The sequence below is a fragment of the Pseudomonas sp. T1.Ur genome (assembly GCF_023516725.1).
Taxonomy (GTDB): Bacteria; Pseudomonadota; Gammaproteobacteria; order Pseudomonadales; family Pseudomonadaceae; genus Aquipseudomonas; species Aquipseudomonas alvandae.
Genome location: NZ_JAMGSN010000001.1, coordinates 3880789 through 3906810 on the forward strand (window position 1 = coordinate 3880789; position 26022 = coordinate 3906810).

A 26022-nucleotide genomic window follows, 5' to 3' on the forward strand; every position below is an offset into this window, starting at 1 on the left:
TTCCGGTCGAAGGGCCGATACCCATTGAGGAAGGTCGGAATGAAGATATCCGATGGTTTTGACGCACGTCGCTTGCGGCCCAAAGGCCCGAGTAACTGGCGATTTCGTATCGGCGCGGGCATCGCGGCGCTGCTGGCAACGCTCGGTGTGCTACTGGCAATGGCCGGCGCCGCCAGCCTGCTGGGTCGTCCGCCCGCACTGGGCGAGTTGAATGCCACCCCGCTGGGTTCGGCGGTCATCCTGGCAATCGGTCTGTTGGTATTGCTGCTGGGCGTCTGGCTCTGGCGCCGTTGCCGCCGACGCGCCCGCCAATCCCTCGAGCTGGCCATGGCTCCGCACCTGATGAAAAAGCACGACTGATCCGCCATCCGACGTTTTGTCGCGCCCTATCCCACCGGAGTTGGGTAAACTGGCCGGCCTTCGCGGAGGCTGACATGCAAGACGACGACTTTTCCCTGTTCAAGAGTGCGATCCAGGGCGTAAAACCAATCAAACACGATCGCGCCGAAACGGGCAAACCCAAGGCCGATCGCGCACAGATCGCCAAGCTGCGCCAGGCCGCCACCGTACGCACCGACGCCACCACCGTGGACGGGTTGTCCGATCAGTTCGTCATTGACGTCGGTCCCGAAGACGAATTGATGTGGGCGCGCGACGGCGTCCAGGAAAGCCAGATGCGCAAGCTGAAGGTTGGCCAGATTCCCTTCGAAGGCAGCCTCGACCTGCACGGCATGACCGTCGAAAAGGCCCGCGAGACCCTGTGGGCGTTTCTTGCCGAAGCCACCAAATTCGAAATCCGCTGCGTGCGCGTCACCCACGGCAAGGCCGTGCGGCTGGACGGCAAGCGACCGATGATCAAGAGCCACGTCAACACCTGGCTGCGCCAGCACCCGCAAGTGCTCGGCTTCACCTCCTGCCAGGCGAAGCACGGCGGCGCCGGGGCGGTCTACGTGATGCTCAAGCGCACCATGATGGAAGGTCGCGACGAGTAGCCCTCGATTGCCGAGCTTGCAGCGCCGAGTCCGCCACCGTACCCTTGCCCTTTGCGTAAATCCCCACAGGTAGTTTCATGTCTCTGGAACAGAATTACACCGCGATTCTCGGCCAACTGGGCGAGGACGTTTCCCGCGAGGGCCTGCTCGACACGCCCAAGCGCGCTGCCAAGGCCATGCAGTACCTTTGCCGCGGTTATGAACAGACCCTGGAAGAAGTCACCAACGGTGCCTTGTTCAGCTCCGACAACAGCGAGATGGTGCTGGTCAAGGACATCGAGTTGTACTCGCTGTGCGAGCACCATTTGCTGCCTTTCATCGGCAAGGCCCACGTGGCCTACATCCCGAGCGGCAAAGTGTTGGGCCTGTCGAAAGTCGCGCGCATCGTTGACATGTATGCCCGTCGCCTGCAGATCCAGGAAAACCTCAGCCGCCAGATCGCCGACGCGGTCCAGCAAGTGACCGGTGCCCTGGGCGTGGCGGTGGTGATCGAGGCCAAGCATATGTGCATGATGATGCGCGGCGTGGAAAAGCAGAACTCCTCGATGATCACTTCGGTGATGCTCGGTGAGTTCCGCGAAAATGCGGCAACCCGCATGGAATTCCTCAGCCTGATCAAGTAAAGCGTCTCGCGAAGAAAACCGGCATTGATCGCCGGTTTTTTTTCGCCCGCGAAAAATCAGGTAAGCTGCGCGCCCTCTTCTTTCCGCCGTGAGGCTATAACGTGATCGTCAAAACGCTTCGAGTTGGCCTGGGCCAGCTCATCATCTTCATCGACTTCATCACCCGCCCCGGCAAGAAAAAGCGTCCGGCCGACGCCCAGGCGCAAGTCGAACAGGCGGCTCGCGGCCTGACGTTGTATCAATTCCATGCCTGCCCGTTCTGCGTGAAGACGCGCCGGACCCTGCGTCGCCTCAACGTACCGGTAGCCCTGCGCGATGCAAAAAATAACGAACAGGATCGCCAGACGCTGCTGGAACAGGGTGGCCGGATCAAGGTGCCGTGCCTGCGCATTGAAGAGCATGGCGAGACCACCTGGATGTATGAGTCCAAGGTGATCATTGATTATCTGGATAAGCGGTTTTCGGCGGTCTGAGGATTTGATGGTGGGCTGATGGCCTCATCGCGAGCAAGCTCGCTCCCACAGGAGGTCGGTGCTGACTATCACTCTGCGGTCATGCATGGTTCCTTGTGGGAGCGAGCTTGCTCGCGATAGGGCCAGCCTGATCACCGCATCAGTCAGGCTGCTTTTGCGGCCAAAACCCCTCGCACCACACCCGCCAGCCGCCTGAGCCCTTCATCCAGCCGCGCCGGATCGATGTGGCTGAAGTTCAAGCGCAAGTGCCCCAGGTGCTTGTCCGGCTCTGGAAAGAACGGCTCACCCGGCATGAACGCTACGTCAACCGCCAACGCCGCGGCAAGCAAGGTCCGGGTGTCCAGCGGTTGCTTGAGTGTCAGCCAGAAAAACAACCCGCCCTGTGGCATGTTCCAGTCCGCGATATCGGAAAAGTGCTCCTCTAGCGCAGCCTGGAACCGATCGCGCCGATCCCGGTAGAAATCCCTCAACTCATGCAGGTGGCTGCGGTACTGCTCGGTGCCAATCCACTGCAGCGCCTGCCATTGGCCGATGCGATTGGTGTGCAGGTCCGCCGATTGCTTGAGCCGCAGCAGGTGCGGGAACAAGTCCGGACTGGCGATCAGATAACCCACCCGCAGGCCCGGCAACAGGGTTTTCGACACAGTGCCGGTGTAGATCCAACTGGCCTTCTTCAAGCGACTGGCAACAGGCGTGGCGCTGCCGCCGTCGAAGGTCAGCTCGCGGTAAGGTTCGTCTTCGACCAGTGTCACGCCGAATTCATCCAGCAGGGCCGCCACTGCGTCGCGCTTGGCCTCGCTGTAGCGCACCGCCGATGGATTCTGGAACGTTGGAATCAGGTAGATAAAGGCCGGTCTATGCTGCTCCAGCTGGGCCCGCATGTGCTCCAGATCCGGGCCGTCCGCCTCAAGGGGGACGGTGATGCAGTCGGCGCCGAACAGCTGAAAGATTTGAAGGGCCGCAAGATACGTCGGCGCTTCGAGCATGACCTCGGTGCCGACGTCGATGTGCAGCTTGGCCGCCAGATCGAGGGTTTGCTGGGAACCGCTGACCACCAGCACCTGGCTCGCCTCGCAAGCCAGGCCCAACGACCGCGCCTGGGCGGCCAATGCTTCGCGCAGGGCCGGCTCACCCTCGCTCATGCCGTATTGGCCCATGGACAGCGGCATCGCGTCCCACTCCACCTTGGGCAGCATGGCTTCGGCCGGCAGGCCACCGGCGAACGACATCACTTCCGGGCGCTGCGCCGCGGCGAGGATTTCTCGAATCAAAGAACTTTTGAGGCGCGAGACACGTTCGGAAAAAGCCATGGGGTCACCTGTAGCGAGGCCTTGGAAAAATGAGTCAAACTGTTTGACCGAAATTACCTCGCCGCCCTGGGAAACGTCAACATGCTTGACCTTAAGAATCCGCCCTCTCAACAAATGGCCATGGAAGCGTTCTTCTTCGGTTACCAGGCATTCACGGCCAAGGCCGATGAAATGCTCGAGCGTCGTGGGCTGAGCCGGGTGCACCAGCGCATCGTTTTTTTCATCGCCCGCTACCCCTCCTTGAGCGTGAAGGAACTGCTGGCATTGCTGGGCGTGACCAAGCAGGCGTTGAACATGCCCTTGCGGCAGTTGATGGAGATGCACCTGGTCAGCAGCGTCGCGTCCGAGACCGACAAGCGTAAGCGGCTGTTGGAATTGACGGCGGAGGGCCAGCGATTCGAACAGGCGCTGCGCCGGGAGCAGGTGAAATTGCTGGAGCGGGTGTTTGCCGAAGCGGGGGAAGCGGCAGTGGATGGATGGCTGGCAGTGAATCTGGCATTGGGGAAATCCGGTGACTGAAGGCGTCTGATCAGACGCTATCGCGAGCAAGCTCGCTCCCACAGGGGTTCAGTGGTGAAGACAAATCTTGCATTCATCACAGTCCGCTGTGGGAGCGAGCTTGCTCGCGATAGCGTCCTGATAGGCGATATATCCCTATCTCCATAAATTTCGTCGACAAAACAGAAAACATTATTTGCATTATTTGTATACAAAAGCATAATTCGCTTCGTGCGAGTTCCTGACCATCAGGTCAACTACTACGCCAGCCTTACCTGCCTCAAAGCTTCGCCGTCACCCTCAGGGGACGTGCGGGGCCGGAAATAACAATAAAACTCTTGAGGAGTACTCGCTGTGGAAAGCCGCAAACCCGAAGCCCGGACCCTGGACCTGTCGCCGCCATTACGCAGTGGCTGGCTGGAGCGCATCTTCAAGCTCAGCTTGCATGGCACCACGGTGAAGACCGAGCTGATCGCCGGTCTGACGACCTTCATCACCATGGCCTACATCATTTTCGTCAACCCCAACATCATGGCCGACGCGGGCATCGATCACGGTGCCGCGTTCGTCGCCACCTGCATCGCCGCCGCCCTGGGCTGCCTGTTGATGGGGCTCTATGCGAACTGGCCGGTTGGCCTGGCGCCGGGCATGGGCCTGAATGCGTTCTTCACCTACACCGTGGTCGGCACCATGGGCTACAACTGGGAAACCGCGCTGGGCGCGGTGTTTATATCCGGTGTGCTGTTCATGATCCTGACCTTGTCGCGGGTACGTGAATGGCTGCTCAACAGCATCCCCGTGAGCCTGCGGTTCGCCATGGGTGCAGGGGTCGGGTTGTTTCTCGGGCTGATCGGCCTGAAGACCGCCGGCATCATCGTCGACAGCCCCGCCACCCTGATCAAGCTCGGCTCGTTGCGTGAGCCCGGTCCGTTGTTGGCCGCGGTGTGCTTCCTGATGATCGCCGTGCTCAGTTATCACCGCGTGTTCGGCGCGATCCTGATCAGCATCATCGCCGTGACGTTGGCCGGCTGGGGCCTGGGATTGGTGCAGTACAACGGCGTCATGTCGACACCACCGAGCCTGGCCCCGACCTGGATGGCGATGGACGTGGCCGGTGTGTTCAACATCAGCATGATCAGCGTGGTGCTGGCTTTCCTGTTCGTGCACATGTTCGACACCGCCGGCACCCTGATGGGCGTCGCCCAGCGCGCCGGCCTGGTGAAGGCCGATGGCAAGATCGAGAACCTGTCCCGCGCCCTGAAAGCCGACAGCGCCTCCAGTGTATTCGGCGCCATGGTCGGTGTGCCGCCGGTGACGAGCTACGTGGAAAGCGCCGCCGGTGTCGCTGCCGGTGGCCGCACGGGGCTTACCGCCGTGACTGTCGGTGTGCTATTTATTGCCGCCATGTTCTTCGCACCGCTCGCCGGGATGATCCCGGCCTATGCCACGGCCGGCGCCTTGATTTATGTCGCCATGCTGATGATGGGCGGCATGGCCCATATCGAATGGGACGAACCCACCGACAGCATCCCGGCCATCGTCACGGCCATCATGATGCCCCTGACCTTCTCGGTCGCCGATGGCATCGCGCTGGGTTTCATCACCTACGTGGTGCTCAAGGCCGGTACCGGTAAACACAAGGACATTTCCGTCAGCCTGTGGGTGCTCTGCGCGATCTTCATCGCCAAGTTCATCTTCCTGTAGGCGATGCCGTATCCACCCGCCTCACCCCTTGGGTGAGGCTTTTGTACATCAGGAGCAACGCAATGAATCTGGAAACCTGGCTGTTGTTCAGTGGCGCCGCCTTGGTGGTGATCCTCATCCCCGGCCCGTTGTCGCTGTTGATGATCGGCAATAGCCTGAACTACGGCCTGCGCCGCTCGTACCCGGCGTTCCTGGGTGGCGTGATCGCGTCGATCTGCCTGTTGAGCGCTTCGGCGCTGGGGCTTGGTGCGTTGTTGATGGCGTCGGAGCAATTGTTCAGTGCCCTGAAAATCGTCGGTGCGTTATACCTGTTCTACCTTGCCTGGCAGAGCTGGCAGCAATCGCGCCAGCCTTCCCAGCGCGCCGAGGTACCCCAAGAGGCCGCCATTCCGCGCTTCCGCGCCTTGTTCGGCCGGGCGTTCGTGTTGGGGGCAAGCAACCCGAAAGACATCCTGTTCTTCGCCGCGTTCTTGCCGCAATTCTTGAACGCCGAGCAAGCCTTCCTGCCACAACTGCTGATCATGATCGCCACCTGGACCGTACTCGACCTGCTATGCAAGCTGGCTTATGGGCTAGGTGCCCATGGCGCCGCCCGGTATCTGCGCACCGGTAAGGGCCAGAGCTGGTTCAACCGGGTCAGTGCCGGGTTGTTCAGCGGTGCCGGGGCGGCTTCCCTGTTGAGCCGCTGAAAAAGCAAAAGCATCGCGAGCAAGCTCGCTCCCACACCGATTCCTGGCGCTCACGAAACCTTGTGGGAGCGAGCTTGCTCGCGATGAGCCCCCACTTATTCGATGGGCGAAAAAAAGCCCGCAGTGTGGGCGGGCTGAAAACCAAAGAAGCTGTATGCGCAGTCGCTTCCAGGGCAAGGCAGTTGCTTGGGGGATCAACTGCCTCGATAGGTTGAATAGGCGTAGGGCGAAATCAGCAACGGCACGTGGTAATGCTCCTGCTCTTGCGAAATACCGAAGCGCAGCACCACCACATCGAGAAACGCCGGCTCGGCCAGTTGAACGCCACGGGCGCGGTAGTAGTCACCGGCGTGGAACTGGATCTGGTAGACCCCGCTGCGGTAATCATCCCCCTGCAGCAGCGGCGCGTCGCAACGGCCGTCGCTATTGGTCAAAGCACTGGCAACCCACTGCAATTGCGAACCATCGACACGGTACAGCTCGATCTTGATCGAGCTTCCAGGGCAACCGTGTGCTGCATCCAAAACATGAGTAGTCAAACGTCCCATTGATTGTGCGCGCCTCGCTGCAGAACAGTCCGGCCCGACGCCTCCTGAATCAGTTGAAAGACAGGCCGCACCGTTTCGGAGCACGAAACGCTACGGCGATGAGCGAATTAAGACACTTTAAACAAAAATTGTACACAATAAAAAACACTTATTTTGCCCATGGATCACGCGACGGCAGCTCAACGTCGTGTTCAAGCCAAACCAACGGATACGTGACCCTCCAGGCGATAAACTGACCAAATGGGCAGGTTTCTTGCAGTGTAGACATCGTGGGGGACACGGTGAAAAATGTAAAAAATCAGGCTTACAAATCGCGCATAAAGTTGTATACAATCACCCCATCGTCGTGACGCCAGCCTGAAACTCATCGCCAGGGCGCCACCCACATGGTTCGAACAAGAAGGAAAACTGCAGTGAGCGCTGACTACCCACGCGACCTGATCGGTTACGGCAATAACCCTCCGCACCCACACTGGCCGGGCAATGCCCGCATCGCCCTGTCCTTCGTGCTCAATTACGAAGAAGGCGGCGAGCGCAACGTCCTTCATGGCGACAAGGAATCCGAAGCGTTCCTTTCGGAGATGGTCGCGGCGCAACCGTTGCAGGGCGAGCGCAACATGAGCATGGAATCGCTGTACGAGTATGGCAGCCGTGCCGGCGTCTGGCGGGTCCTCAAGTTGTTCAAGGAATTTGATATTCCGCTGACCATCTTCGCGGTGGCGATGGCCGCCCAGCGCCACCCGGACGTGATCCGCGCCATGGTCGCCGCCGGTCACGAAATCTGCAGCCACGGCTATCGCTGGATCGACTATCAATACATGGATGAGGCCCAGGAGCGCGAGCACATGCTCGAAGCGATCCGCATCCTCACCGAAATCACTGGCGAGCGTCCGCTGGGCTGGTACACCGGCCGCACCGGCCCGAACACCCGGCGCCTGGTGATGGAAGAAGGCGGTTTCCTCTACGACAGCGACACCTACGACGACGACCTGCCCTACTGGGAGCCGAACAACCCCACCGGCAAGCCGCACCTGGTGATCCCCTACACCCTCGACACCAACGACATGCGCTTCACCCAGGTGCAGGGTTTCAACAAGGGCGACGATTTCTTCCAGTACCTCAAAGACGCTTTCGACGTGTTGTACGCCGAAGGCGTCGAAGCCCCGAAGATGCTTTCCATCGGCCTGCATTGCCGCTTGATCGGCCGCCCTGCGCGCCTGGCCTCCCTCAAGCGTTTCCTCGAATACGCCAAGGGCCATGAGCAGGTCTGGTTCAGTCGTCGCGTCGACATCGCCCGTCATTGGCAGCAGACCCATCCGTATCAGGGAGCGTCCAAATGACCGCTTTCCAGACACTCAAGCCTTCCACCTTGAGCCGCGAAGCGTTCGTCCGGGCCTTTGCCGATATCTACGAACATTCGCCATGGGTCGCCGAAAAGGCCTTCGACCTGGGCCAGGATCCCTCCATCGATCAGATCGAGACCCTGCACCAGCGCATGAGCGACATCCTGTTGAGTGCCGATCATGCCAGCCAGCTGGCCCTGATCAACGCTCACCCGGACCTGGCAGGCTTTGCCGCCGTCCAGGGCCAACTGACCGAAGCCAGCACCAACGAACAGGCTGGCGCCGGTATCCACCAATGCACGGCCGAAGAGTTCCAGCGCTTCACCGAGCTGAACGAGGCCTATAAAGCCAAGTTCAAGTTTCCCTTCATCATGGCGGTAAAAGGCAGCAACCGGCACCAGATCCTCGCCGCGTTCGAAACGCGCATCCACCACTCGGCAGATGCCGAATTCAAGTGCGCATTGGCGGAGATCAACAAGATCGCGTTGTTCCGATTACTGACCCTTTAGCGAGCGGCCCTGACACCAGGTCCTGCAAGCATCCCCAGCCAACTTATCAAAGGCAGACAAGAAGAATGAAAGCTTACGCCGTACCGTTCGAAAAGTTCGTCAACCTGGCCGACGCCCGCCTGGGCACCAAGATCATCTCGGTAACCGATGACTGGTTTGCCGACGCCAACCGCCTGTTCCAGCCGACTCCGGCCGTGTGGAAGGAGGGTGTGTTCGACGACAACGGCAAGTGGATGGACGGCTGGGAGTCGCGCCGCAAGCGCTTCGAAGGCTACGACAGCGCGGTCATCCGCCTGGGCGTACCGGGTTCGATCAAGGGCGTGGACATCGACACTTCATTCTTCACCGGCAACTACCCTCCGTCGGCTTCCCTGGAAGCGTGTTTCCTGGCGGACGGCGAGCCGGACGAAAACACCCAGTGGACGGAAGTGCTGTCGGCCGTCGAGCTGCAGGGCAACAGCCACCACTACCACGAAATCGGCAATGACCAGGCCTTCAGCCACCTGCGCTTCAACATTTATCCAGACGGCGGCGTGGCTCGCCTGCGGGTCTATGGCATTCCGTATCGCGACTGGTCGGCCGTGGGCGACAACGAACAGATCGACCTGGCCGCCGCCCTCAATGGCGGACGCGCCCTCGCCTGCTCCGATGAACACTTCGGCCGCATGAGCAACATCCTCAACCCGGGCCGTGGCGTGAACATGGGCGATGGCTGGGAAACCGCCCGTCGTCGCACACCGGGCAATGACTGGGTGATTGTCGCCCTGGGCCATGCCGGCATCGTTGAAAAAGTCGTCGTCGACACGCTGCACTTCAAAGGCAACTACCCCGACAGTTGCTCGATCCAGGGCGCGTTCGTCAAGGGCGGCACCGACAGCCAGATCGAAACCCAGTCGCTGTTCTGGCGCGAACTGCTGCCAAGCCAAAAGCTGGAAATGCATGCCGAACACACCTTTGCCGAGCAGATCAAGGAACTGGGGCCGATTACCCATATCCGCCTGAATGTGTTCCCGGATGGTGGCGTGAGTCGCCTGCGGGTGCTGGGTAAGGTATCGAAATAAGGTGAACCCGAATCGCGAGCAAGCTCGCTCCCACAGGGGAATGCATTTCAAATGTGGGAGCGAGCTTGCTCGCGATGGCGGCACAACAAACAACACTGAATTCAAGGTAAGAAGACCAGCATGCGCACACTCAAGATCGAACCGTTGACCAAAGAAGCCTTCGCCCCGTTCGGTGACGTGATCGAAACCGACGGCAGCGATCACTTCATGATCAACAACGGCTCGACCATGCGCTTCCATCGCCTGGCGACGGTTGAAACCGCGACGCCGGACGACAAGGCGATCATCAGCATTTTCCGCGCCGACGCGCTGGACATGCCGCTGACCGTGCGCATGCTGGAGCGCCATCCGCTGGGCAGCCAGGCCTTCATTCCGCTGCTCGGCAACCCCTTTCTGATCGTGGTCGCGCCACTTGGCGATGCACCTGTATCAGGCTTGGTCCGCGCCTTCGTCACCAACGGCAGGCAGGGCATCAATTACCATCGCGGCGTCTGGCACCACCCGGTGCTGACGATCGAAAAGCGGGATGACTTCCTGGTGGTTGATCGCAGTGGCACAGGCAATAACTGCGATGAGCATTTTTTCCAAGAGGATGAATATCTAGTCCTCGCCCCCCACCAATAAGAGAAGGTCCGATCACGCGAAAACAAGCGTGACGGGCGAGAGGTAAAGACTGTGGAAGCACATTTGCTGGAATGGCTGAACCTGAGCATTCGTTGGGTTCACATGATCACTGGCGTGGCCTGGATAGGCGCGTCGTTCTACTTCGTCTGGCTGGAAAACAACCTCAATCGCGTCAACCCCAGGAACGGCCTGGCCGGCGACCTCTGGGCCATCCACGGCGGCGGCATCTACCACCTGGAAAAATACAAGCTCGCGCCACCGTCCATGCCGGACAACCTGCACTGGTTCAAGTGGGAAGCCTACTTCACCTGGATGTCGGGCATCGCCCTGTTGTGCGTGGTGTTCTATTGGAACCCGACCGTCTACCTGCTGGCCCCCGGCAGCAGCCTGAGCGGCCTTGAAGGCGTCGCCCTGGGCATCGGCTCGTTGTTCGTCGGCTGGTTTGTCTATTCATCGCTCTGCGATTCGGCCCTGGGCAAGCGCCCCGCCCTGCTCGGCCTGATCCTTTTCGTGCTGTTGATCGCCGCGGCCTACGGGTTCAGCAAGGTGTTCAGTGGTCGCGGTGCCTACCTGCACGTCGGCGCCGTCATTGGCACGATCATGGTCGGCAACGTGTTCCGCATCATCATGCCGGCCCAGCGCGCGCTGGTGGCGGCCATCGTCGAGAACCGCACGCCCGACCCGGCGCTACCCGCCAAGGGTCTGTTGCGTTCGCGCCACAACAACTATTTCACCCTGCCAGTGCTGTTCATCATGATCAGCAACCATTTCCCGAGCACCTACGGCAGCCAATACAACTGGCTGATCCTGGCCGGGATCGCCGTGGCGGCGGTATTGGTGCGGCACTATTTCAACACGCGCCATGACAGCAATCGATTTGCCTGGACACTGCCGGTCGGCGCCCTGGCGATGATCTGCCTGGCGTACGTCACCGGGCCCAAGCCGATGCCCACCGCGCCGGACGTCGCCAAGGTCCAGGGTGCGATCGAATATCAGCCATTGCCCGAGACCGCCGTGGGCGGCGGCGCCAAACCGGCGGCACCGGCGCAGGCACCCGCGCCAGCACAGGCGTCCAATGCCCAGGGGCCGTCATTCGAAAAAGTCCACAGCGTGATCCAGGAACGCTGCTCGGTCTGCCACTCGGCCAAGCCCACCAGCCCCCTGTTCAGCGCGGCGCCGGGCGGAGTGATGTTCGACACCCCGCAGCAGATCCAGCAACAGGCCGCGCGTATCCAGGCCCAGGCCGTGACCAGCCAGATCATGCCTCTGGGCAACATCACCCAGATGACCCAGCAGGAACGCGACCTGATTGGCGCTTGGATCAACCAGGGCGCGCAAACCAACTGAGCCACTTTTTTCGATAAACGTCATACCGCTGACAGGCCGACCGGCAACTACCGGTCGCCCGTCAGCGACTGCCTGCGCCTCAACAATAAAAACAAGAGGAAAGCATCAGATGATCCAGCACCGCCATCACGCCCAATATTCGCCGTGCACGCGCCTTTGCGGGGCACTTGAGCCCTTCAAGGCAAGTCCGTATCCTGCGCGGCCGTTCGACGCGGGCCGACAACAAAATCCCTTCAGATCCTGACCGGACCGCCAGCTTATTGCGGCGCTGGCGGACCTGAACGCGCCCCTGAACACAACGTTCCGACTGTTCCATTACTGCAGGGCAAGCCATTTCCAGTTTTTGCCGAACTTGGCTCAGCGCTTGCTATCAGCATTCGCCACGCCCAAAAAGCTGACCGAACGGATGTTTTTCATCCATGGAAAAAGGCGCCACACCAGAGCGCTGACCTGAAAAAAGAAACGCGGTACCACTTACCTTTGGGAGCAAACCGAATGAAACGTACGTGCACCAGCCTGATCGTTGCGGGATCTTTATTGGCCGGGGGACAGGCCCTGGCAGGCGATCTGCTCCAATGGCAGAACAACAGCCTGAGCTACCTCTACGGCAAGGATTTCCAGATCAACCCGCGCATCCAGCAAACCGTGACGTTCGAGCACGCCGATGCGTGGAAATACGGCGACAACTTTTTCTTCCTCGACCGGATCTTCTATAACGGCCAGGACGACAGCCAGTCCGGCCCGAACACCTACTACGGCGAGTTCAGCCCACGCTTGTCGTTCGGCAAGATCTTCGATCAAAAGCTGGAAATGGGCCCGGTGAAGGACGTGCTGCTGGCGATGACCTACGAGTTCGGCGAAGGCGACAACGAGTCGTACCTGATCGGCCCGGGCTTCGACCTGGCGATTCCCGGTTTCGATTATTTCCAGCTGAATTTCTATAACCGCCAGACCCAGGGGGCTCGCGCCGGCGACAACGTCTGGCAGATCACCCCGGTCTGGGCCTACACCGTGCCGGTGGGTTCGTCCGACATTCTCATCGACGGCTTCATCGACTGGGTGGTGGACAACGACACCCACTCAAAGGGCAGCTACCACGCCAACCTGCACATCGTCCCGCAGATCAAATATGACTTGGGCAAGGCCTTGAAACTGGGCGCCAAGCAGCTGTACGTCGGCGTGGAATACGACTACTGGAAGAACAAATACGCGATCGAAGACAGCGATGGGTTCAAGACCAACCAGAGCAATACCAGCTTCTTGCTGAAGTACCATTTCTGACCCCGGGTTCCAAATCCGCAGCAATACCCTGTGGGAGCGAGCTTGCTCGCGATGGCGGCGGCACATTCAATATCAATGCAAACTGACCCACCGCAATCGCGAGCAAGCTCGCTCCCACATGGGCTGCCTGCCAACCGCAGGTTTGGCATCCACTGCAAATCCCTGTGGGAGCGAGCCTGCTCCGGGCGGCGATCCGACGAAAGCGGTGGACCTGCGTGCATCACGCCTCAGGACAATCCCAAGAACCGACTCAACGCCTCACGCTGCGCCAGCGCATCCTGACGCCCAAGCTCGATCAATTCACCGCAGTATCCCGCCTCGAACAGCAGATAGCTCAACACCCCGGCACCGCTGGTCTTGGTCGCGCCCGGTCCTCGTAGAAACACCCGCAACGCGCGGGGCAGTTCCTGGCGATGACGGGCGGCGATTTCATCAATCGGCTGGCTCGGTGAGATCACCAACACTTCCACCGCAGCGGCACCCAGCGCATGGGCCGGTACATCGTCGGGCAGCAGGTGACTGAACTGGTTGAGACGCTCAAGCAACTCGATGTCGCTTTCCAGGCTGTCGATGAACGTGCTGTTGAGCATGTGACCGCCGATCTGCGCAAGCGTCGGTTGCAAACCGGTGTAGCTGCGCTCCTGGGGCGTTTGCCCACCCGCACCGCGGGGGTTGCCACTGACACCGATGACCAGCACACGATTGGCCCCCAGGTGCAAGGCTGGGCTGATCGGCGCCGATTGGCGCACCGCACCGTCGCCGAAGTACTGGGGACCGATCTTGACCGGCGCGAATAACAAGGGGATCGCCGAGCTGGCCAGCAGGTGCTCGACTGACAACTGCGCGGGCACGCCGATGCGGCGATGCCGCAACCAGGCATCAATGGTGCCGCGCCCTTGATAGAACGTCACCGCCTGTCCGGACTCGTAGCCGAACGCGGTCACCGCCACCGCCCGCAATTGCTGCTCCACGATGGCCTGCTCGATACCCGACGCGTGGAATTGAGCCTGGAGCAACTCGCGCAGTGGCGAACTGTCGATCAGCGCCACCGGCAACTTCGCCCCCAGGCCCAGCAGGCTATGGGTGAGAAAACGCGTTGACTGGGCGAGCACGCCACGCCAGTCGCTGCGCATCACCTGATGGCTGCGCACCGCCTGCCAGAAAGCCGTCAGCCGCTCGATGGCGGTCTTGAAATCGGTCGCCCCACTTGCCAGGCTGACCGCGTTGATGGCCCCAGCCGACGTGCCGACGATCACCGGAAACGGGTTTCGCGCCCCGTCCGGCAATAACTCGGCGATGGCCGCCAATACGCCCACCTGATACGCCGCCCGAGCCCCGCCGCCGGAAAGAATCAATCCTGTCACCGGTTCAGCTGGGGTCATCGCGATGCTCCGTGCTCAATCAATTGGACTACATACTCAACCGCGTTTTTCGTACAACTTCGGCTCACCCGGTGGACGGGTCTTGAAACGCCGATGGGCCCAGAGGTATTGCTCGGGACAGGCGCTCACCGAGCGCTCGACCCATTGATTGATCCGCATGCAATCGCCTTCATCGGTCTCGCCGGGAAAATCCTCCAGCGGCGCCTGGATCACCAGGCGATAGCCGCTGCCATCGGCCAGCCGTTCCTGGACGAACGGCACGACCAGCGCCTTGCCCAGGCGGGCGAACTTGCTGGTCGCGGTCACCGTCGCGGCCTGGATGCCAAACAATGGCACGAACACGCTTTGCTTGGCACCGTAGTCCTGGTCCGGCGCGTACCAGATCGCCCGACCGGCGCGCAGCAACTTGAGCATGCCACGCACGTCATCGCGTTCCACCGCCAGGGAATCGAGGTTGTGCCGCTCGCGGCCCCGGCGCTGGATATAGTCGAACAGCGGATTATTGTGCTCGCGGTACATACCGTCGATGGTGTGCTGCTGGCCGAGCAGCGCCGCGCCGATTTCCAGCGTGGTGAAATGCAGTGCCATGAGGATCACGCCCCTGCCGTCGCGCTGGGCCTGCTTGAGGTGCTCCAGCCCTTCGACATGGGCCAGCTTCGCCAAGCGCGAACGCGACCACCACCAGCTCATGGCCATTTCGAAGAAAGCGATACCGGTGGAGGCAAAGTTTTCCTTGAGCAGACGCTTGCGCTCGGCGGCGGACTTCTCGGGGAAACACAGCTGCAGATTCCGATTGGCGATGCGCCGCCGGTCGCCGGCCACCCGGTACATCAGCGCGCCCAGCGCACGACCGATCCGCAACAGCAGCGGATAGGGCAACTGAACGACCAGCCACAACAGCCCCAGGCCGCACCACAGCAGCCAGAAACGCGGATGAAAAAATGCAGCTCGAAAACGCGGGCGATCCATTACAGCTTCCATTAAGACATGGGCCGCGCATTCTACATTGTTCGACCCGGGTTGCGGCTGACGGGCGATCTCGTTATAAGTCTCGGCACTTTTAGTGACAAGTCGTTGTACGCCGACCATGAGCCAAACCGAACCGCTAGACCAAGATCCCGTGTTCCAGCTGAAGGGCAGCATGCTCGCCATTACGGTGCTGGAACTGGCCCGTAACGACCTGGAAGGTCTTGACCGGCAGTTGGCGGCAAAAGTCGCCCAGGCCCCGAATTTTTTCAGCAACGCCCCGCTGGTGCTGGCGTTGGACAAGCTGCCGGCCGGCGAAGGCTCGGTGGATTTGCCAGGCCTGATGCGCGTTTGCCGCCAGCACGGCCTGCGTACCCTGGCGATCCGCGCCAGCCGTATCGAAGACATCGCCGCCGCCATTGCCGTGGATATTCCGGTGCTGCCACCCTCGGGCGCCCGTGAGCGGGTGCTGGAACTGAGCCCGGCCGAACCGAAAAAACCGGAAAAACCACCCGAGCCCATCATCAAGCCCACCCGGGTCATCACCTCGCCGGTGCGCGGCGGACAGCAGATTTATGCCCAGGGTGGCGATCTGGTCGTCGTGTCCTCGGTCAGCCCGGGGGCGGAACTTCTGGCCGATGGCAACATCCATGTATACGGCCCGATGCGCGGCCGTGCGCTGGCCGGTGTCAAGGGCGACACCAAGGCAAGGATCTTCTGTCAGCAGTTGAGCGCTGAACTGGTCTCCATCGCCGGGCAATACAAGGTTTCCGAGGATTTGCGGCGCGACCCGTTGTGGGGGGCCGGCGTCCAGGTCAGCCTGTCGGGCGACGTGTTGAACATCATTCGGCTTTAACGGATACTGCCGCATTTTCCAAGCATCTCTAAAACCTAGCGAATACGGCTTACACGACGTAGGAAAAACGGATCAGGCAGCGTTTACCGGAGGTAGACCCCGCCCAATACCCGATTCCAGCCGAGCCTGTCCAATTGCAGCAGTTTTCCAGAGATGTTTTTCAGGGGCTGACAAAGTCCTTTTTCCTTAGGGGTGAAACACCTTGGCCAAGATTCTCGTGGTTACATCCGGCAAGGGTGGTGTGGGTAAGACCACCACCAGCGCCGCTATCGGTACCGGCCTCGCCTTGCGCGGCCACAAAACAGTCATCGTCGACTTCGACGTCGGCCTGCGTAACCTCGACCTGATCATGGGTTGCGAGCGCCGCGTGGTCTATGACTTCGTCAACGTGGTCAATGGCGAAGCGAACCTGCAGCAGGCCCTAATCAAGGACAAACGCCTTGAGAACCTCTATGTCTTGGCCGCCAGCCAGACCCGCGACAAAGACGCGCTGACCCAGGAAGGCGTGGAAAAGGTCCTGATGCAACTCAAGGAAGACTTCGAGTTCGTGGTCTGCGACTCCCCGGCCGGTATCGAGAAAGGTGCCCACCTGGCCATGTACTTCGCTGACGAAGCGATCGTCGTGACCAACCCGGAAGTCTCCTCGGTCCGTGACTCCGATCGCATGCTGGGCCTCCTGGCGAGCAAATCCCGCCGCGCCGAGCAAGGCGAAGAGCCGATCAAGGAGCACCTGCTGCTGACCCGCTACAACCCGCAACGCGTCAGCGACGGTGAAATGCTTGGCGTCGAAGACGTCAAGGAAATCCTCGCGGTGACCCTGCTGGGCGTGATTCCAGAATCCCAAGCCGTACTCAAGGCCTCGAACTCCGGTGTGCCGGTCATTCTTGACGACCAGAGCGACGCCGGCCAGGCATACAGCGATGCTGTCGATCGCCTGCTGGGCAAAACCGTCGAGCATCGATTCCTCGACGTCACGAAGAAAGGTTTCTTCGAGCGCCTGTTTGGAGGTAGGTAATGAACCTTTTTGACTTCTTTCGTGCCAACAAAAAGCCCAGTACCGCCTCGGTCGCGAAAGAGCGTCTACAGATCATCGTGGCGCACGAACGCGGCCAACGCAGCACGCCTGACTACCTGCCTGCCCTGCAGAAGGAACTGGTCGAGGTGATCCGCAAGTACGTCAACATCGGCAGCGATGACGTGCACGTGGCGCTGGAAAGCCAGGGCAGTTGCTCGATCCTGGAACTCAACATCACCCTGCCGGATCGCTGATCGACCCGGCTGGAGCCACGGCGGCTCGGGCCCTGTGCCCTTGTGTAGGCGCTGGCGCAGCCTGCGATCTTTTGATCTTTCACTTGAAACCCAAGGGAAGCTCGGAAAAGATCGCAGGCTGCGCCAGCGCCTACATAGGGGAAGAGGGTCCGAGCCGCCGTTGGCATTTGTAACGAGACTGTTTTCAATGCCCCTGTCCAACATCCGCATCATTCACCAGGACGCCGCCGTGCTGGTGGTCGACAAGCCGACCCTGCTGCTCTCCGTGCCCGGCCGGGCCGACGATAACAAGGACTGCCTGATCACTCGCCTGCAGGAAAACGGCTATCCGGAAGCACGAATCGTGCACCGGCTGGACTGGGAAACCTCCGGTATCATCCTGCTGGCCCGCGACCCCGACACCCATCGCGAACTGTCACGGCAGTTTCATGATCGAGAAACCGAAAAAGCCTACACCGCATTGTGCTGGGGCCAACCGGAACTGGACAGCGGCAGCATCGACCTGCCCTTGCGCTACGACCCGCCGACCAAGCCCCGCCACGTGGTGGACCACGAACAGGGCAAGCACGCCTTGACGTTCTGGCGCGTGCTGGAACGCTGTGGCGACTGGTGCCGAGTCGAGCTGACACCGATTACTGGGCGCTCGCACCAGTTGCGCGTGCACATGCTCTCTATCGGCCATCCTTTACTGGGCGATGGACTCTACGCCCACCCGCAAGCCCTGGCCGCCTGGCCACGCCTGTGCCTGCACGCCAGCATGCTCAGCTTCACCCATCCGCAAAGCGGCGAGCGCCTGCGCTTCGAGTGCCCGGCACCGTTCTGAAAAACATCACCGTTGCTGTAGGAGCTGTCGAGTGCAACGAGGCTGCGATCTTTCCAAAGGTATTTGAATCTCAAGCGAAAGATCAAAAGATCAAAAGATCGCAGGCTTCGCCAGCTCCTACATACCCAGCGGGAGCCAGCTCCCTGTTCCGCCTGGAATGATCACCAACGCTGCTAATACGGTAAACTCCCGCCCATCGCTGTCTGGAGTTACTTATGCGCGCAGAGTTGAACCAGGGCCTGATCGACTTCCTCAAGGCCTCCCCTACCCCGTTCCATGCCACCGCCAGCCTTGCCCAGCGCCTGGAGGCGGCGGGTTACCAGCGCCTTGATGAGCGCGAGACCTGGGCCACCGAGGCCAACGGTCGTTACTACATCACGCGCAACGATTCCTCGATCATCGCCTTCAAGCTCGGACGCAACTCACCGCTGCACGACGGCATCCGCCTGGTCGGCGCGCACACCGACAGCCCTTGCCTGCGGGTCAAGCCGCAGCCGGAACTGCAACGCCATGGATTCTGGCAACTGGGCGTGGAAGTCTACGGCGGCGCGTTGTTGGCGCCGTGGTTCGACCGTGACCTGTCCCTGGCCGGCCGCGTGACCTTCCGCCGTGATGGCAAGGTCGAGAGCCAGTTGGTCGATTTCAAGGCACCGATCGCCATCATTCCGAACCTGGCCATCCACCTCAATCGCGAAGCCAATCAAGGTTGGGCAATCAACGCCCAGAATGAACTGCCACCGATACTCGCCCAGTTCGCCGGCGACGAGCGCGTCGATTTCCGCGCGGTGCTTACCGACCAATTGGCTCGCGAACATGGCCTGAACGCCGACGTGGTGCTCGACTACGAGTTGAGTTTCTATGACACCCAAAGTGCCGCCGTCGTCGGTTTGCATGGCGACTTCATCGCCGGTGCGCGCCTGGATAACCTGTTGTCGTGCTACGCCGGCCTGCAAGCGCTGCTGACCGCCGACACCGAAGAAACCTGTGTGCTGGTGTGCAACGACCACGAAGAAGTCGGCTCTACCTCGGCCTGCGGTGCCGACGGTCCGATGCTCGAACAGACCCTGCGCCGCCTGCTGCCCGAAGGGGAAGAGTTCGTGCGCGCCATCCAGAAATCCTTGCTGGTCTCGGCGGACAATGCCCACGGTGTTCACCCCAACTACGCCGACAAGCACGACGCCAACCACGGTCCCAAGCTCAACGCCGGGCCGGTGATCAAGGTCAACAGCAACCAGCGCTACGCCACCAACAGCGAAACCGCCGGATTCTTCCGACACCTGTGCATGGCCGAGGAAGTACCGGTGCAAAGCTTCGTGGTGCGCAGCGACATGGGCTGCGGCTCGACCATCGGCCCGATCACTGCCAGCCAGCTGGGCGTGCGCACGGTGGATATCGGCCTGCCGACCTTCGCCATGCATTCGATTCGCGAACTGTGCGGCAGCCATGACTTGGCGCACCTGGTGAAAGTGCTGAGCGCGTTCTACGCTTCTCGCGAGTTGCCATAAGTCTTCATGACTGCAGACACTGTGTAGGAGCTGCCGAGCGCAGCGAGGCTGCGATCTTTTCCAAGCCACCTGACTTTCAAGCGAAAAGTCAAAAGATCGTCCGAACGCGGCCCGAGCCTTCGCCAGCTCCTACAGGACCAAGCGGGAGCGAACTCCCTCGCCACAACAATGCCCGCCTTAGATTCTGGGAGGCTGTGACACACATCAGCCTACCCCAGCCAAACCCCGACTAGACTGACCTTATCCTTCCCGACAAGGCTGTCGCCATGATCTCCATGTCCTCGTTCAACGCCATGCTGGTGCCCATCATCGCCGGCATGATCCTGTTGGCCATCGGCTTCAATTTCCGCGACAAGAACGTCGGGGTATTCGCCATGTGGATCGGCATGTTGCTGATCCTCGCGACGGTGTTGTTCCGGATCCTGGCGAAACTCAACGAGTCCTCTTGAACACGCCTCAGGCGGGTTGTTCCGGCACGTCCACGCCCACGTGAATCGCATCGTGCCGCCAGAACTCCAAGTCGCAATCGATCAGCCGTTGGTGCTGGTCATAGTTGACACGCGCAATCCGAAGCCCGGGGCTGCCGACCGATACTTTCAGTGCCGCTGCCGCTTCAGGCTGTAGCGACGTCGGCACGATCTCGAATTTCACCCGCCCGTAATGCAGGTCGTAATGGCGCGCATACAGTTCGGTCATGGACTGGTTGAGGTCAAATTCGAGGATGCCCGGGAAATACGCCGGGTTCAGGTAGTGTTCGACGTACAGTACCAGCCGCTCATCAATGCGCCGGGTGCGACAGATCTGGATGACGCTGGAGAGCGCCGGCAACTGCAGCCAGGCACAGACCGCCGCCGAGGCGGGCTGCAGGCGGGCCGAAATGACTTGGGTGGACGGCACCCGACCTTGGGCGGCGACCATCGCATGGAAATGGCTACGCTGCATCAGGTTGTAAGCCAACCGTGGCGGCGAGACGAACCAGCCCCGGCGCTCCTCCCGATAGATCTGTCCCTGGGCTTCGAGTTGCAACAAAGCCTCACGCACGGTAATCCGGGTGGTCCCGAACAACTCGCTCAACTTGCGCTCGGCCGGCAACTTGCTGCCCGGCGCCAGCAAGCCGTGGTCAAGCTGCTCCTGCAGGACCTGCCCGATGGTTGTCACCGCTTTGGTTGTCTCAACGCGCATCAACGTTACCTATCTGGACTAGACCAGCACTGTTTCGGGGCAGGATTCGATGCAGCATCGATCCGGATCTCATGCCTGCAAGCCTAGGCACTGCGCATGACTGATAGATGACACAACCGCCGAACGGTCAACACATGCGCTTGCAAATAAACGGCCAAGGCCTTGCAGATCAGGCGGTTACTCATGGTCTACGCTTATCCCACAGCGACCCTCCGTGAGCCCGAAGATTGCTGGCGAACTTCCCATCGACATCAAAATGTCATGGGAGCCGCCTACATTGGCTCAGGTATTGCTGACCTAGACCAACACAACCGCAATCGCAGCGTTGAAAACGCCCATAGGAGCTTCGGATGAAACAGCTTTTCCTGGCATCACTGTTAGGCTCGACCATTGCCATGTGCACCGCCGCCATGGCCGCTGATACCGATCTGAAAACGTTGGAAGCCGCTGCGAAAGCGGAAGGCGCCGTGAACAGCGTCGGCATGCCCGATGACTGGGCAAACTGGAAAGGCACTTGGGAAGACCTGGCCAAGAACTACGGTTTGAAGCACATCGACACCGACATGAGCTCGGCCCAGGAAATCGCCAAGTTCGCCGCTGAAAAAGACAACGCCAGCGCCGACATCGGCGACGTCGGCGCCGCTTTCGGCCCGATCGCGGTCAAGCAAGGCGTGGTCCAGCCTTACAAGCCAAGTACCTGGGAGCAGGTTCCGGACTGGGCCAAGGACAAGGACGGCAACTGGGCCCTGGCCTACACCGGCACCATCGCGTTCATCGTCAACAAGAAACTGCTGCACGGTTCCGAAGTGCCGACCAAATGGGCCGACCTGAAATCGGGTAAATATAAAGTCTCGATTGGTGACGTGAGCACCGCGGCCCAGGCTGCCAACGGCGTACTGGCCGCAGCCCTGGCGAACGGCGGCGACGAAAAAAACATTAAGCCAGCCTTACTGTTGTTCGCTGACATCGCCAAGCAAGGGCGCCTGTCCATGGCCAACCCGACCATCGCGACCATGGAAAAAGGTGAAGTCGAAGTCGGCGTGGTCTGGGACTTCAACGGCCTGAGCTACAAGGCCAAGATGGCCAACCCGGATGACTACGTGGTGCTGATCCCATCCGACGGTTCGGTGATTTCCGGCTACACCACCATCATCAACAAATACGCCAAGCACCCGAACGCCGCCAAGCTGACCCGTGAATACATCTTCAGCGACGCTGGCCAGATCAACCTCGCCAAGGGTAACGCCCGCCCGATCCGCGCCGAGCACCTGAAGCTGCCGGAAGAGGTCAAGGCCAAGCTGCTGCCGAACGAGCAGTACAAAGGCGTGACCCCGATCAAGGATGCGGATGCATGGGAGAAGACCTCCAAGGCCCTGCCGCAAAAATGGAATGAAGAAGTCATCGTCGAGATGAAGTGAGGCGCTAGCTCCCGCTCCCGGATCACCGCTGATCCCATTGTGGGAGCGAGCTTGCTCGCGATGAGGGAGTGTCAGGTCAATTATTTTTTTGGCCGGCAGACCGCAATCGCGAGCAAGCTCGCTCCCACATTGGACGCTTGGTGAATCCGGGGTTTCTGGTTTCTGTCCGGAGTCCCGGTCCCCATGAAGCACAACGTCATCCTGGTGGTGCTCGACGGCCTCAATTACGAGGTTGCCCGGCACGCCATGGGACATTTGCAGGCGTATGTCGGCGCAGGACGCGCGGCGCTCTACAAACTGGAATGTGAACTGCCCGCCCTGTCCCGCCCGCTCTACGAATGCATCCTTACCGGCGTCGTGCCCATCGACAGCGGGATCGTGCACAACAACGTCTCGCGCTTGTCGAACCAACGCAGCATTTTCCATTACGCCACCGAGGCCGGCCTGATTACGGCAGCCGCTGCCTATCATTGGGTGAGTGAGCTCTACAACGTTTCACCCTTTGTCGCCGGTCGTGATCGTCACACCGAAAACCCCGACCTGCCGATTCAGTACGGGCATTTCTACTGGAATGACCATTACCCCGATTCCCATCTGTTCGCCGACGCCGAGCACCTGCGCGAACGCTACTTGCCGAATGTCCTGCTGGTGCATCCGATGAACATCGACGACGCCGGCCACAAACACGGCCTCGATACGCCGCAATACCGCAACAGCGCCCGCTCGGCCGATATCAACCTGGCGGTCTATCTGCAAGCCTGGCTCGACGCCGGGTATCAGGTGTTGGTGACGTCCGACCATGGCATGAACAACGACCGCTCCCACAACGGCCTGCTGGCGGAAGAACGGGAAGTGCCGCTGTTTGTCCTTGGGGATGGCTTCAGCCTGAACGCCAACGCCGCCCCTCGGCAGACCGAACTGTGCGGCACGATTTGCCAGTTGCTCGGCATCGCCCACGACAAACCCTATTGCCAGGAGTTACTCAAGTGAAAGCCATGACGCGCGGCAAATGGCTGGCAGCGTTGTGCCTGGTGCCCTTCGCGATTTTCTTCATCGTGTTCCAGATCGCGCCGCTGCTCTGGGTGTTGGTCAACAGCCTGGAATCGGAAGAGTTCGGCTGGGGCCTGGCCAATTTCAGCAAGATCTTCAGTTCGAAGTTTTACCGGCAGGCGATCCAGCACAGCCTGGAAATCAGTTTCTGGTCCAGCGTGTTCGGCATCGTCATCGCCGTGCTCGGCAGCTATTCCCTGCGCCGGGTCGATTCGCGGCTACGCAACTTCGTCAATGCGTTCGCCAACATGACCAGCAACTTCGCCGGCGTGCCCCTGGCCTTCGCCTTCATCATCCTGCTGGGGTTCAACGGCAGCATCACGATCATGCTCAAGCAGGCGGGAATCATCGAGGACTTCAACCTGTACTCGAAAACCGGCCTGATCATTCTCTACACCTATTTCCAGATTCCCCTGGGCGTGTTGCTGCTCTACCCGGCCTTCGACGCGTTGCGGGAAGACTGGCGCGAGTCCGCCTCCCTGCTCGGCGCCAGCGGCTGGCAGTTCTGGCGGCACATCGGCTTGCCAGTGCTGACCCCGGCGCTGCTGGGCACGTTCGTGATCCTGCTGGCCAACGCCCTTGGCGCCTATGCGACGGTCTATGCGTTGACCACCGGCAACTTCAACGTCCTGCCAATACGCATCGCGGCCATGGTCTCCGGTGACATTTCCCTCGACCCGAACATGGCCAGCGCCCTGGCCGTGGTGCTGGTGGCGTTGATGACCCTGGTAACCATCGTCCATCAGTTGCTGCTCAAGAGGAGCTACCATGTCTCGCGCTGAATCGGGCCCTGCCGGCTTCTATCACCGGACGGTGGTGTACCTGTTGTTTGCCGTCCTGCTGCTGCCCTTGGCCGGCACGCTGATCTACTCCATCGCCAGCAGTTGGTCGGCCACCGTGCTGCCCAGCGGCTTCACCTTCAAGTGGTATGTGCAGTTGTGGAGCGACCCACGCTTCCTCCATGCCTTCGGCCAATCGCTGATCGTCTGTGTGGGGGCGCTGGTGCTCTCGGTGGTGCTGATCCTGCCGCTGCTGTTCGTGGTGCACTACCACTTTCCCAAGCTCGATGCGCTGATGAACATCCTCATCCTGCTGCCCTTCGCGGTGCCGCCGGTGGTGTCGTCGGTGGGGCTGTTGCAGCTTTATGGTTCCGGGCCGCTGGCGATGGTCGGCACACCGTGGATCCTGATCGGCTGCTATTTCACCGTTGCCCTGCCGTTCATGTACCGGGCGATCACCAACAACCTGCAAGCCATCAACCTGCGTGACCTGATGGACGCCGCGCAACTGCTCGGCGCCAGCACGTTCCAGGCCGCGTTGCTGGTGGTGCTGCCGAACCTGCGCAAGGGCCTGATGGTGGCGCTGCTGCTGTCCTTCTCGTTCCTGTTCGGCGAGTTCGTGTTCGCCAACATCCTCGTCGGCACCCGCTATGAAACCTTGCAGGTGTACCTGAACAACATGCGCAACAGCAGCGGCCACTTCACCAGTGCGCTGGTGATCTCCTACTTCTTCTTCGTACTGGTCCTGACCTGGGCGGCCAACATCTTGAACAAGGACAAAAGCCAATGAGCTACGTCAGCGTCCAACACCTGCAAAAAAGCTACGCCGGCACGCCGGTGTTCAGCGACATCAACTGTGAGATCCACAAGGGCGAATTCGTCACCCTTCTCGGACCCTCGGGCTGCGGCAAGTCCACGCTGTTGCGCTGCATTGCCGGCCTGACGGCGGTGGATGACGGCAAGATCCTGCTGGACGGCCAGGACATCGTCCCATTGAGCCCGCAGAAACGCGGGATCGGCATGGTCTTCCAGAGCTACGCCTTGTTCCCGAACATGACCGTGGAGCAGAACGTCGCCTTCGGCCTGCGCATGCAAAAGGTCGACGCCTCGGACAGCCGCCAGCGGGTGCTGGAGATCCTGCGCCTGGTGGAGCTGCACGACTTTGCCGCGCGCTACCCCCATCAACTTTCTGGAGGCCAATGCCAGCGCGTGGCCTTGGCCCGCTCCCTGGTGACACGGCCCCGCCTGTTGTTGCTGGACGAGCCGCTGTCCGCCCTCGATGCACGGATTCGCAAGCACCTGCGCGAGCAGATCCGACAGATCCAGCGTGAATTGGGGCTGACCACGATCTTTGTCACACACGATCAGGAAGAAGCCCTGACCATGTCTGACCGGATTTTCCTGATGAATCAGGGAAAGATCGTACAGAGCGGCGATGCCGAGACCCTCTACACTGCGCCAGTCGATGTGTTTGCCGCCGGTTTCATCGGCAACTACAACCTGCTGGACGCCGACAGCGCCACCAAGCTGCTGCAACGCCCGGTGGCCGGTCGCATCGCCATTCGCCCGGAAGCCATCGAACTGAGTCGCAGCGGCGAGCCCGATGCGCTGATCCGCAGCCACAGCCTGCTGGGCAACGTGATCCGCTACCGGGTCGAGGCCCGCGGCGTGGAACTGGTGGTGGATGTGCTCAATCGCTCGGCCGCCGACCTGCATCCTGACGGTGCTCGGTTGACGCTTTCCATCGATCCGTCGGCCCTGTGTGAGGTAGCCTGACGGCCTTGTTGATT

The 26022-nt window shown here is 60.7% G+C and carries 29 protein-coding genes; 24 read left to right on the top strand and 5 right to left on the bottom strand.

The window, feature by feature from the left end:
• The first annotated feature begins 39 nt into the window (after nucleotides 1–39).
• The 4 genes from M8Q45_RS17275 to M8Q45_RS17290 all read left to right on the top strand — a co-directional run bounded on the left by M8Q45_RS17275 (nucleotide 40) and on the right by M8Q45_RS17290 (nucleotide 2088).
• Nucleotides 40–360, top strand: coding sequence for a hypothetical protein (locus M8Q45_RS17275; RefSeq protein ID WP_030142334.1), 321 nt, complete (start codon nucleotides 40–42; stop codon nucleotides 358–360).
• A 74-nt stretch (nucleotides 361–434) separates the two neighbouring features.
• Complete coding sequence (locus M8Q45_RS17280; protein ID WP_025214971.1) at nucleotides 435–992, top strand: Smr/MutS family protein; 558 nt, start codon at nucleotides 435–437, stop codon at nucleotides 990–992.
• Nucleotides 993–1069: 77 nt separating this feature from the next.
• A complete protein-coding gene (gene folE, locus M8Q45_RS17285; protein ID WP_030142335.1) occupies nucleotides 1070–1615 on the top strand; it encodes a GTP cyclohydrolase I FolE in 546 nt (181 codons plus the stop codon).
• A gap of 101 nt (nucleotides 1616–1716) precedes the next feature.
• Nucleotides 1717–2088, top strand: coding sequence for a glutathione S-transferase N-terminal domain-containing protein (locus tag M8Q45_RS17290; protein WP_249875726.1), 372 nt, complete (start codon nucleotides 1717–1719; stop codon nucleotides 2086–2088).
• Between the two features lie 143 nt (nucleotides 2089–2231).
• On the opposite strand, the gene M8Q45_RS17295 is transcribed toward M8Q45_RS17290, so the two are convergent.
• Complete coding sequence (locus M8Q45_RS17295; protein ID WP_249875727.1) at nucleotides 2232–3398, bottom strand: aminotransferase-like domain-containing protein; 1167 nt, start codon at nucleotides 3396–3398, stop codon at nucleotides 2232–2234.
• A gap of 81 nt (nucleotides 3399–3479) precedes the next feature.
• Between M8Q45_RS17295 and M8Q45_RS17300 the strand changes: the two genes are divergently transcribed.
• The 3 genes from M8Q45_RS17300 (at nucleotide 3480) to M8Q45_RS17310 (ending at nucleotide 6289) form a co-directional block, all read left to right on the top strand.
• Nucleotides 3480–3917: a MarR family winged helix-turn-helix transcriptional regulator gene (locus tag M8Q45_RS17300; RefSeq protein ID WP_249875728.1), complete on the top strand. Its 438-nt coding sequence runs from the start codon at nucleotides 3480–3482 to the stop codon at nucleotides 3915–3917.
• Between the two features lie 333 nt (nucleotides 3918–4250).
• Nucleotides 4251–5600 (top strand): NCS2 family permease, encoded by a 1350-nt coding sequence (locus M8Q45_RS17305; protein WP_249875729.1) that lies wholly within the window; start codon nucleotides 4251–4253, stop codon nucleotides 5598–5600.
• Nucleotides 5601–5662: 62 nt separating this feature from the next.
• Nucleotides 5663–6289, top strand: a complete 627-nt coding sequence (locus tag M8Q45_RS17310; protein WP_249875730.1) for a LysE family translocator — start codon at nucleotides 5663–5665, stop codon at nucleotides 6287–6289.
• 194 nt (nucleotides 6290–6483) lie between these two features.
• Here the strand turns inward: M8Q45_RS17310 and uraH are convergent, their stop codons facing one another.
• The gene (gene uraH / locus M8Q45_RS17315; RefSeq protein ID WP_249875731.1) at nucleotides 6484–6837 is read right to left on the bottom strand and encodes a hydroxyisourate hydrolase; all 354 of its coding nucleotides are present in this window, start codon (nucleotides 6835–6837) and stop codon (nucleotides 6484–6486) included.
• 413 nt (nucleotides 6838–7250) lie between these two features.
• On the opposite strand from uraH, the gene puuE reads away from it, so the two are divergent.
• From puuE to M8Q45_RS17345, 6 genes are all read left to right on the top strand, one after another.
• Nucleotides 7251–8177, top strand: a complete 927-nt coding sequence (puuE, locus tag M8Q45_RS17320; RefSeq protein ID WP_249875732.1) for an allantoinase PuuE — start codon at nucleotides 7251–7253, stop codon at nucleotides 8175–8177.
• On the top strand, nucleotides 8174–8689 hold the full coding sequence (gene uraD / locus M8Q45_RS17325) for a 2-oxo-4-hydroxy-4-carboxy-5-ureidoimidazoline decarboxylase (protein WP_249875733.1): 516 nt from the start codon (nucleotides 8174–8176) through the stop codon (nucleotides 8687–8689). The genes puuE and uraD overlap by 4 nt, the downstream gene beginning before the upstream one ends.
• A 65-nt stretch (nucleotides 8690–8754) precedes the next feature.
• On the top strand, nucleotides 8755–9750 hold the full coding sequence (gene alc, locus M8Q45_RS17330) for an allantoicase (protein ID WP_249875734.1): 996 nt from the start codon (nucleotides 8755–8757) through the stop codon (nucleotides 9748–9750).
• Nucleotides 9751–9870: 120 nt separating this feature from the next.
• Nucleotides 9871–10374 carry an ureidoglycolate lyase gene (locus M8Q45_RS17335; RefSeq protein WP_249875735.1) on the top strand — a complete coding sequence of 168 codons (504 nt, stop codon included), beginning with the start codon at nucleotides 9871–9873 and terminating at the stop codon, nucleotides 10372–10374.
• Between the two features lie 51 nt (nucleotides 10375–10425).
• Nucleotides 10426–11721: a urate hydroxylase PuuD gene (locus M8Q45_RS17340; protein ID WP_249875736.1), complete on the top strand. Its 1296-nt coding sequence runs from the start codon at nucleotides 10426–10428 to the stop codon at nucleotides 11719–11721.
• Nucleotides 11722–12216: 495 nt separating this feature from the next.
• Nucleotides 12217–13002 (top strand): outer membrane protein OmpK, encoded by a 786-nt coding sequence (locus tag M8Q45_RS17345; RefSeq protein ID WP_249875737.1) that lies wholly within the window; start codon nucleotides 12217–12219, stop codon nucleotides 13000–13002.
• A gap of 227 nt (nucleotides 13003–13229) precedes the next feature.
• Here M8Q45_RS17345 and M8Q45_RS17350 read toward each other — a convergent pair whose 3' ends face one another.
• Both M8Q45_RS17350 and M8Q45_RS17355 read right to left on the bottom strand, forming a co-directional pair.
• The gene (locus M8Q45_RS17350; protein WP_249875738.1) at nucleotides 13230–14384 is read right to left on the bottom strand and encodes a patatin-like phospholipase family protein; all 1155 of its coding nucleotides are present in this window, start codon (nucleotides 14382–14384) and stop codon (nucleotides 13230–13232) included.
• Between the two features lie 36 nt (nucleotides 14385–14420).
• The gene (locus M8Q45_RS17355; RefSeq protein ID WP_249875739.1) at nucleotides 14421–15353 is read right to left on the bottom strand and encodes a lipid A biosynthesis lauroyl acyltransferase; all 933 of its coding nucleotides are present in this window, start codon (nucleotides 15351–15353) and stop codon (nucleotides 14421–14423) included.
• Between the two features lie 118 nt (nucleotides 15354–15471).
• Between M8Q45_RS17355 and minC the strand changes: the two genes are divergently transcribed.
• The 6 genes from minC (at nucleotide 15472) to M8Q45_RS17385 (ending at nucleotide 20252) form a co-directional block, all read left to right on the top strand.
• Nucleotides 15472–16206 carry a septum site-determining protein MinC gene (minC, locus tag M8Q45_RS17360; RefSeq protein ID WP_249875740.1) on the top strand — a complete coding sequence of 245 codons (735 nt, stop codon included), beginning with the start codon at nucleotides 15472–15474 and terminating at the stop codon, nucleotides 16204–16206.
• 202 nt (nucleotides 16207–16408) lie between these two features.
• Nucleotides 16409–17221, top strand: coding sequence for a septum site-determining protein MinD (gene minD / locus M8Q45_RS17365; protein WP_025214989.1), 813 nt, complete (start codon nucleotides 16409–16411; stop codon nucleotides 17219–17221).
• A complete protein-coding gene (minE, locus tag M8Q45_RS17370; protein WP_003179111.1) occupies nucleotides 17221–17475 on the top strand; it encodes a cell division topological specificity factor MinE in 255 nt (84 codons plus the stop codon). Before minD ends, minE begins: the two co-directional genes overlap by 1 nt.
• 187 nt (nucleotides 17476–17662) lie before the next feature.
• A complete protein-coding gene (locus M8Q45_RS17375) occupies nucleotides 17663–18298 on the top strand; it encodes an RluA family pseudouridine synthase (protein WP_018612476.1) in 636 nt (211 codons plus the stop codon).
• Between the two features lie 215 nt (nucleotides 18299–18513).
• Nucleotides 18514–19803 carry a M18 family aminopeptidase gene (locus tag M8Q45_RS17380; protein WP_249875741.1) on the top strand — a complete coding sequence of 430 codons (1290 nt, stop codon included), beginning with the start codon at nucleotides 18514–18516 and terminating at the stop codon, nucleotides 19801–19803.
• Nucleotides 19804–20069: 266 nt separating this feature from the next.
• Complete coding sequence (locus M8Q45_RS17385) at nucleotides 20070–20252, top strand: hypothetical protein (protein ID WP_030142352.1); 183 nt, start codon at nucleotides 20070–20072, stop codon at nucleotides 20250–20252.
• Between the two features lie 7 nt (nucleotides 20253–20259).
• Here the strand turns inward: M8Q45_RS17385 and M8Q45_RS17390 are convergent, their stop codons facing one another.
• Nucleotides 20260–20985, bottom strand: a complete 726-nt coding sequence (locus M8Q45_RS17390) for a UTRA domain-containing protein (RefSeq protein WP_249875742.1) — start codon at nucleotides 20983–20985, stop codon at nucleotides 20260–20262.
• A 350-nt stretch (nucleotides 20986–21335) separates the two neighbouring features.
• On the opposite strand from M8Q45_RS17390, the gene M8Q45_RS17395 reads away from it, so the two are divergent.
• The 5 genes from M8Q45_RS17395 to M8Q45_RS17415 all read left to right on the top strand — a co-directional run bounded on the left by M8Q45_RS17395 (nucleotide 21336) and on the right by M8Q45_RS17415 (nucleotide 26008).
• Nucleotides 21336–22403, top strand: a complete 1068-nt coding sequence (locus tag M8Q45_RS17395; protein WP_249875743.1) for an ABC transporter substrate-binding protein — start codon at nucleotides 21336–21338, stop codon at nucleotides 22401–22403.
• 183 nt (nucleotides 22404–22586) lie between these two features.
• Nucleotides 22587–23393: an alkaline phosphatase family protein gene (locus M8Q45_RS17400; RefSeq protein WP_249875744.1), complete on the top strand. Its 807-nt coding sequence runs from the start codon at nucleotides 22587–22589 to the stop codon at nucleotides 23391–23393.
• Nucleotides 23394–23398: 5 nt separating this feature from the next.
• Complete coding sequence (locus M8Q45_RS17405; RefSeq protein ID WP_217861974.1) at nucleotides 23399–24235, top strand: ABC transporter permease; 837 nt, start codon at nucleotides 23399–23401, stop codon at nucleotides 24233–24235.
• The gene (locus tag M8Q45_RS17410) at nucleotides 24222–25022 is read left to right on the top strand and encodes an ABC transporter permease (RefSeq protein WP_249875745.1); all 801 of its coding nucleotides are present in this window, start codon (nucleotides 24222–24224) and stop codon (nucleotides 25020–25022) included. Before M8Q45_RS17405 ends, M8Q45_RS17410 begins: the two co-directional genes overlap by 14 nt.
• Nucleotides 25019–26008: an ABC transporter ATP-binding protein gene (locus M8Q45_RS17415; protein ID WP_249875746.1), complete on the top strand. Its 990-nt coding sequence runs from the start codon at nucleotides 25019–25021 to the stop codon at nucleotides 26006–26008. Before M8Q45_RS17410 ends, M8Q45_RS17415 begins: the two co-directional genes overlap by 4 nt.
• The last annotated feature ends 14 nt before the right edge of the window (nucleotides 26009–26022 follow it).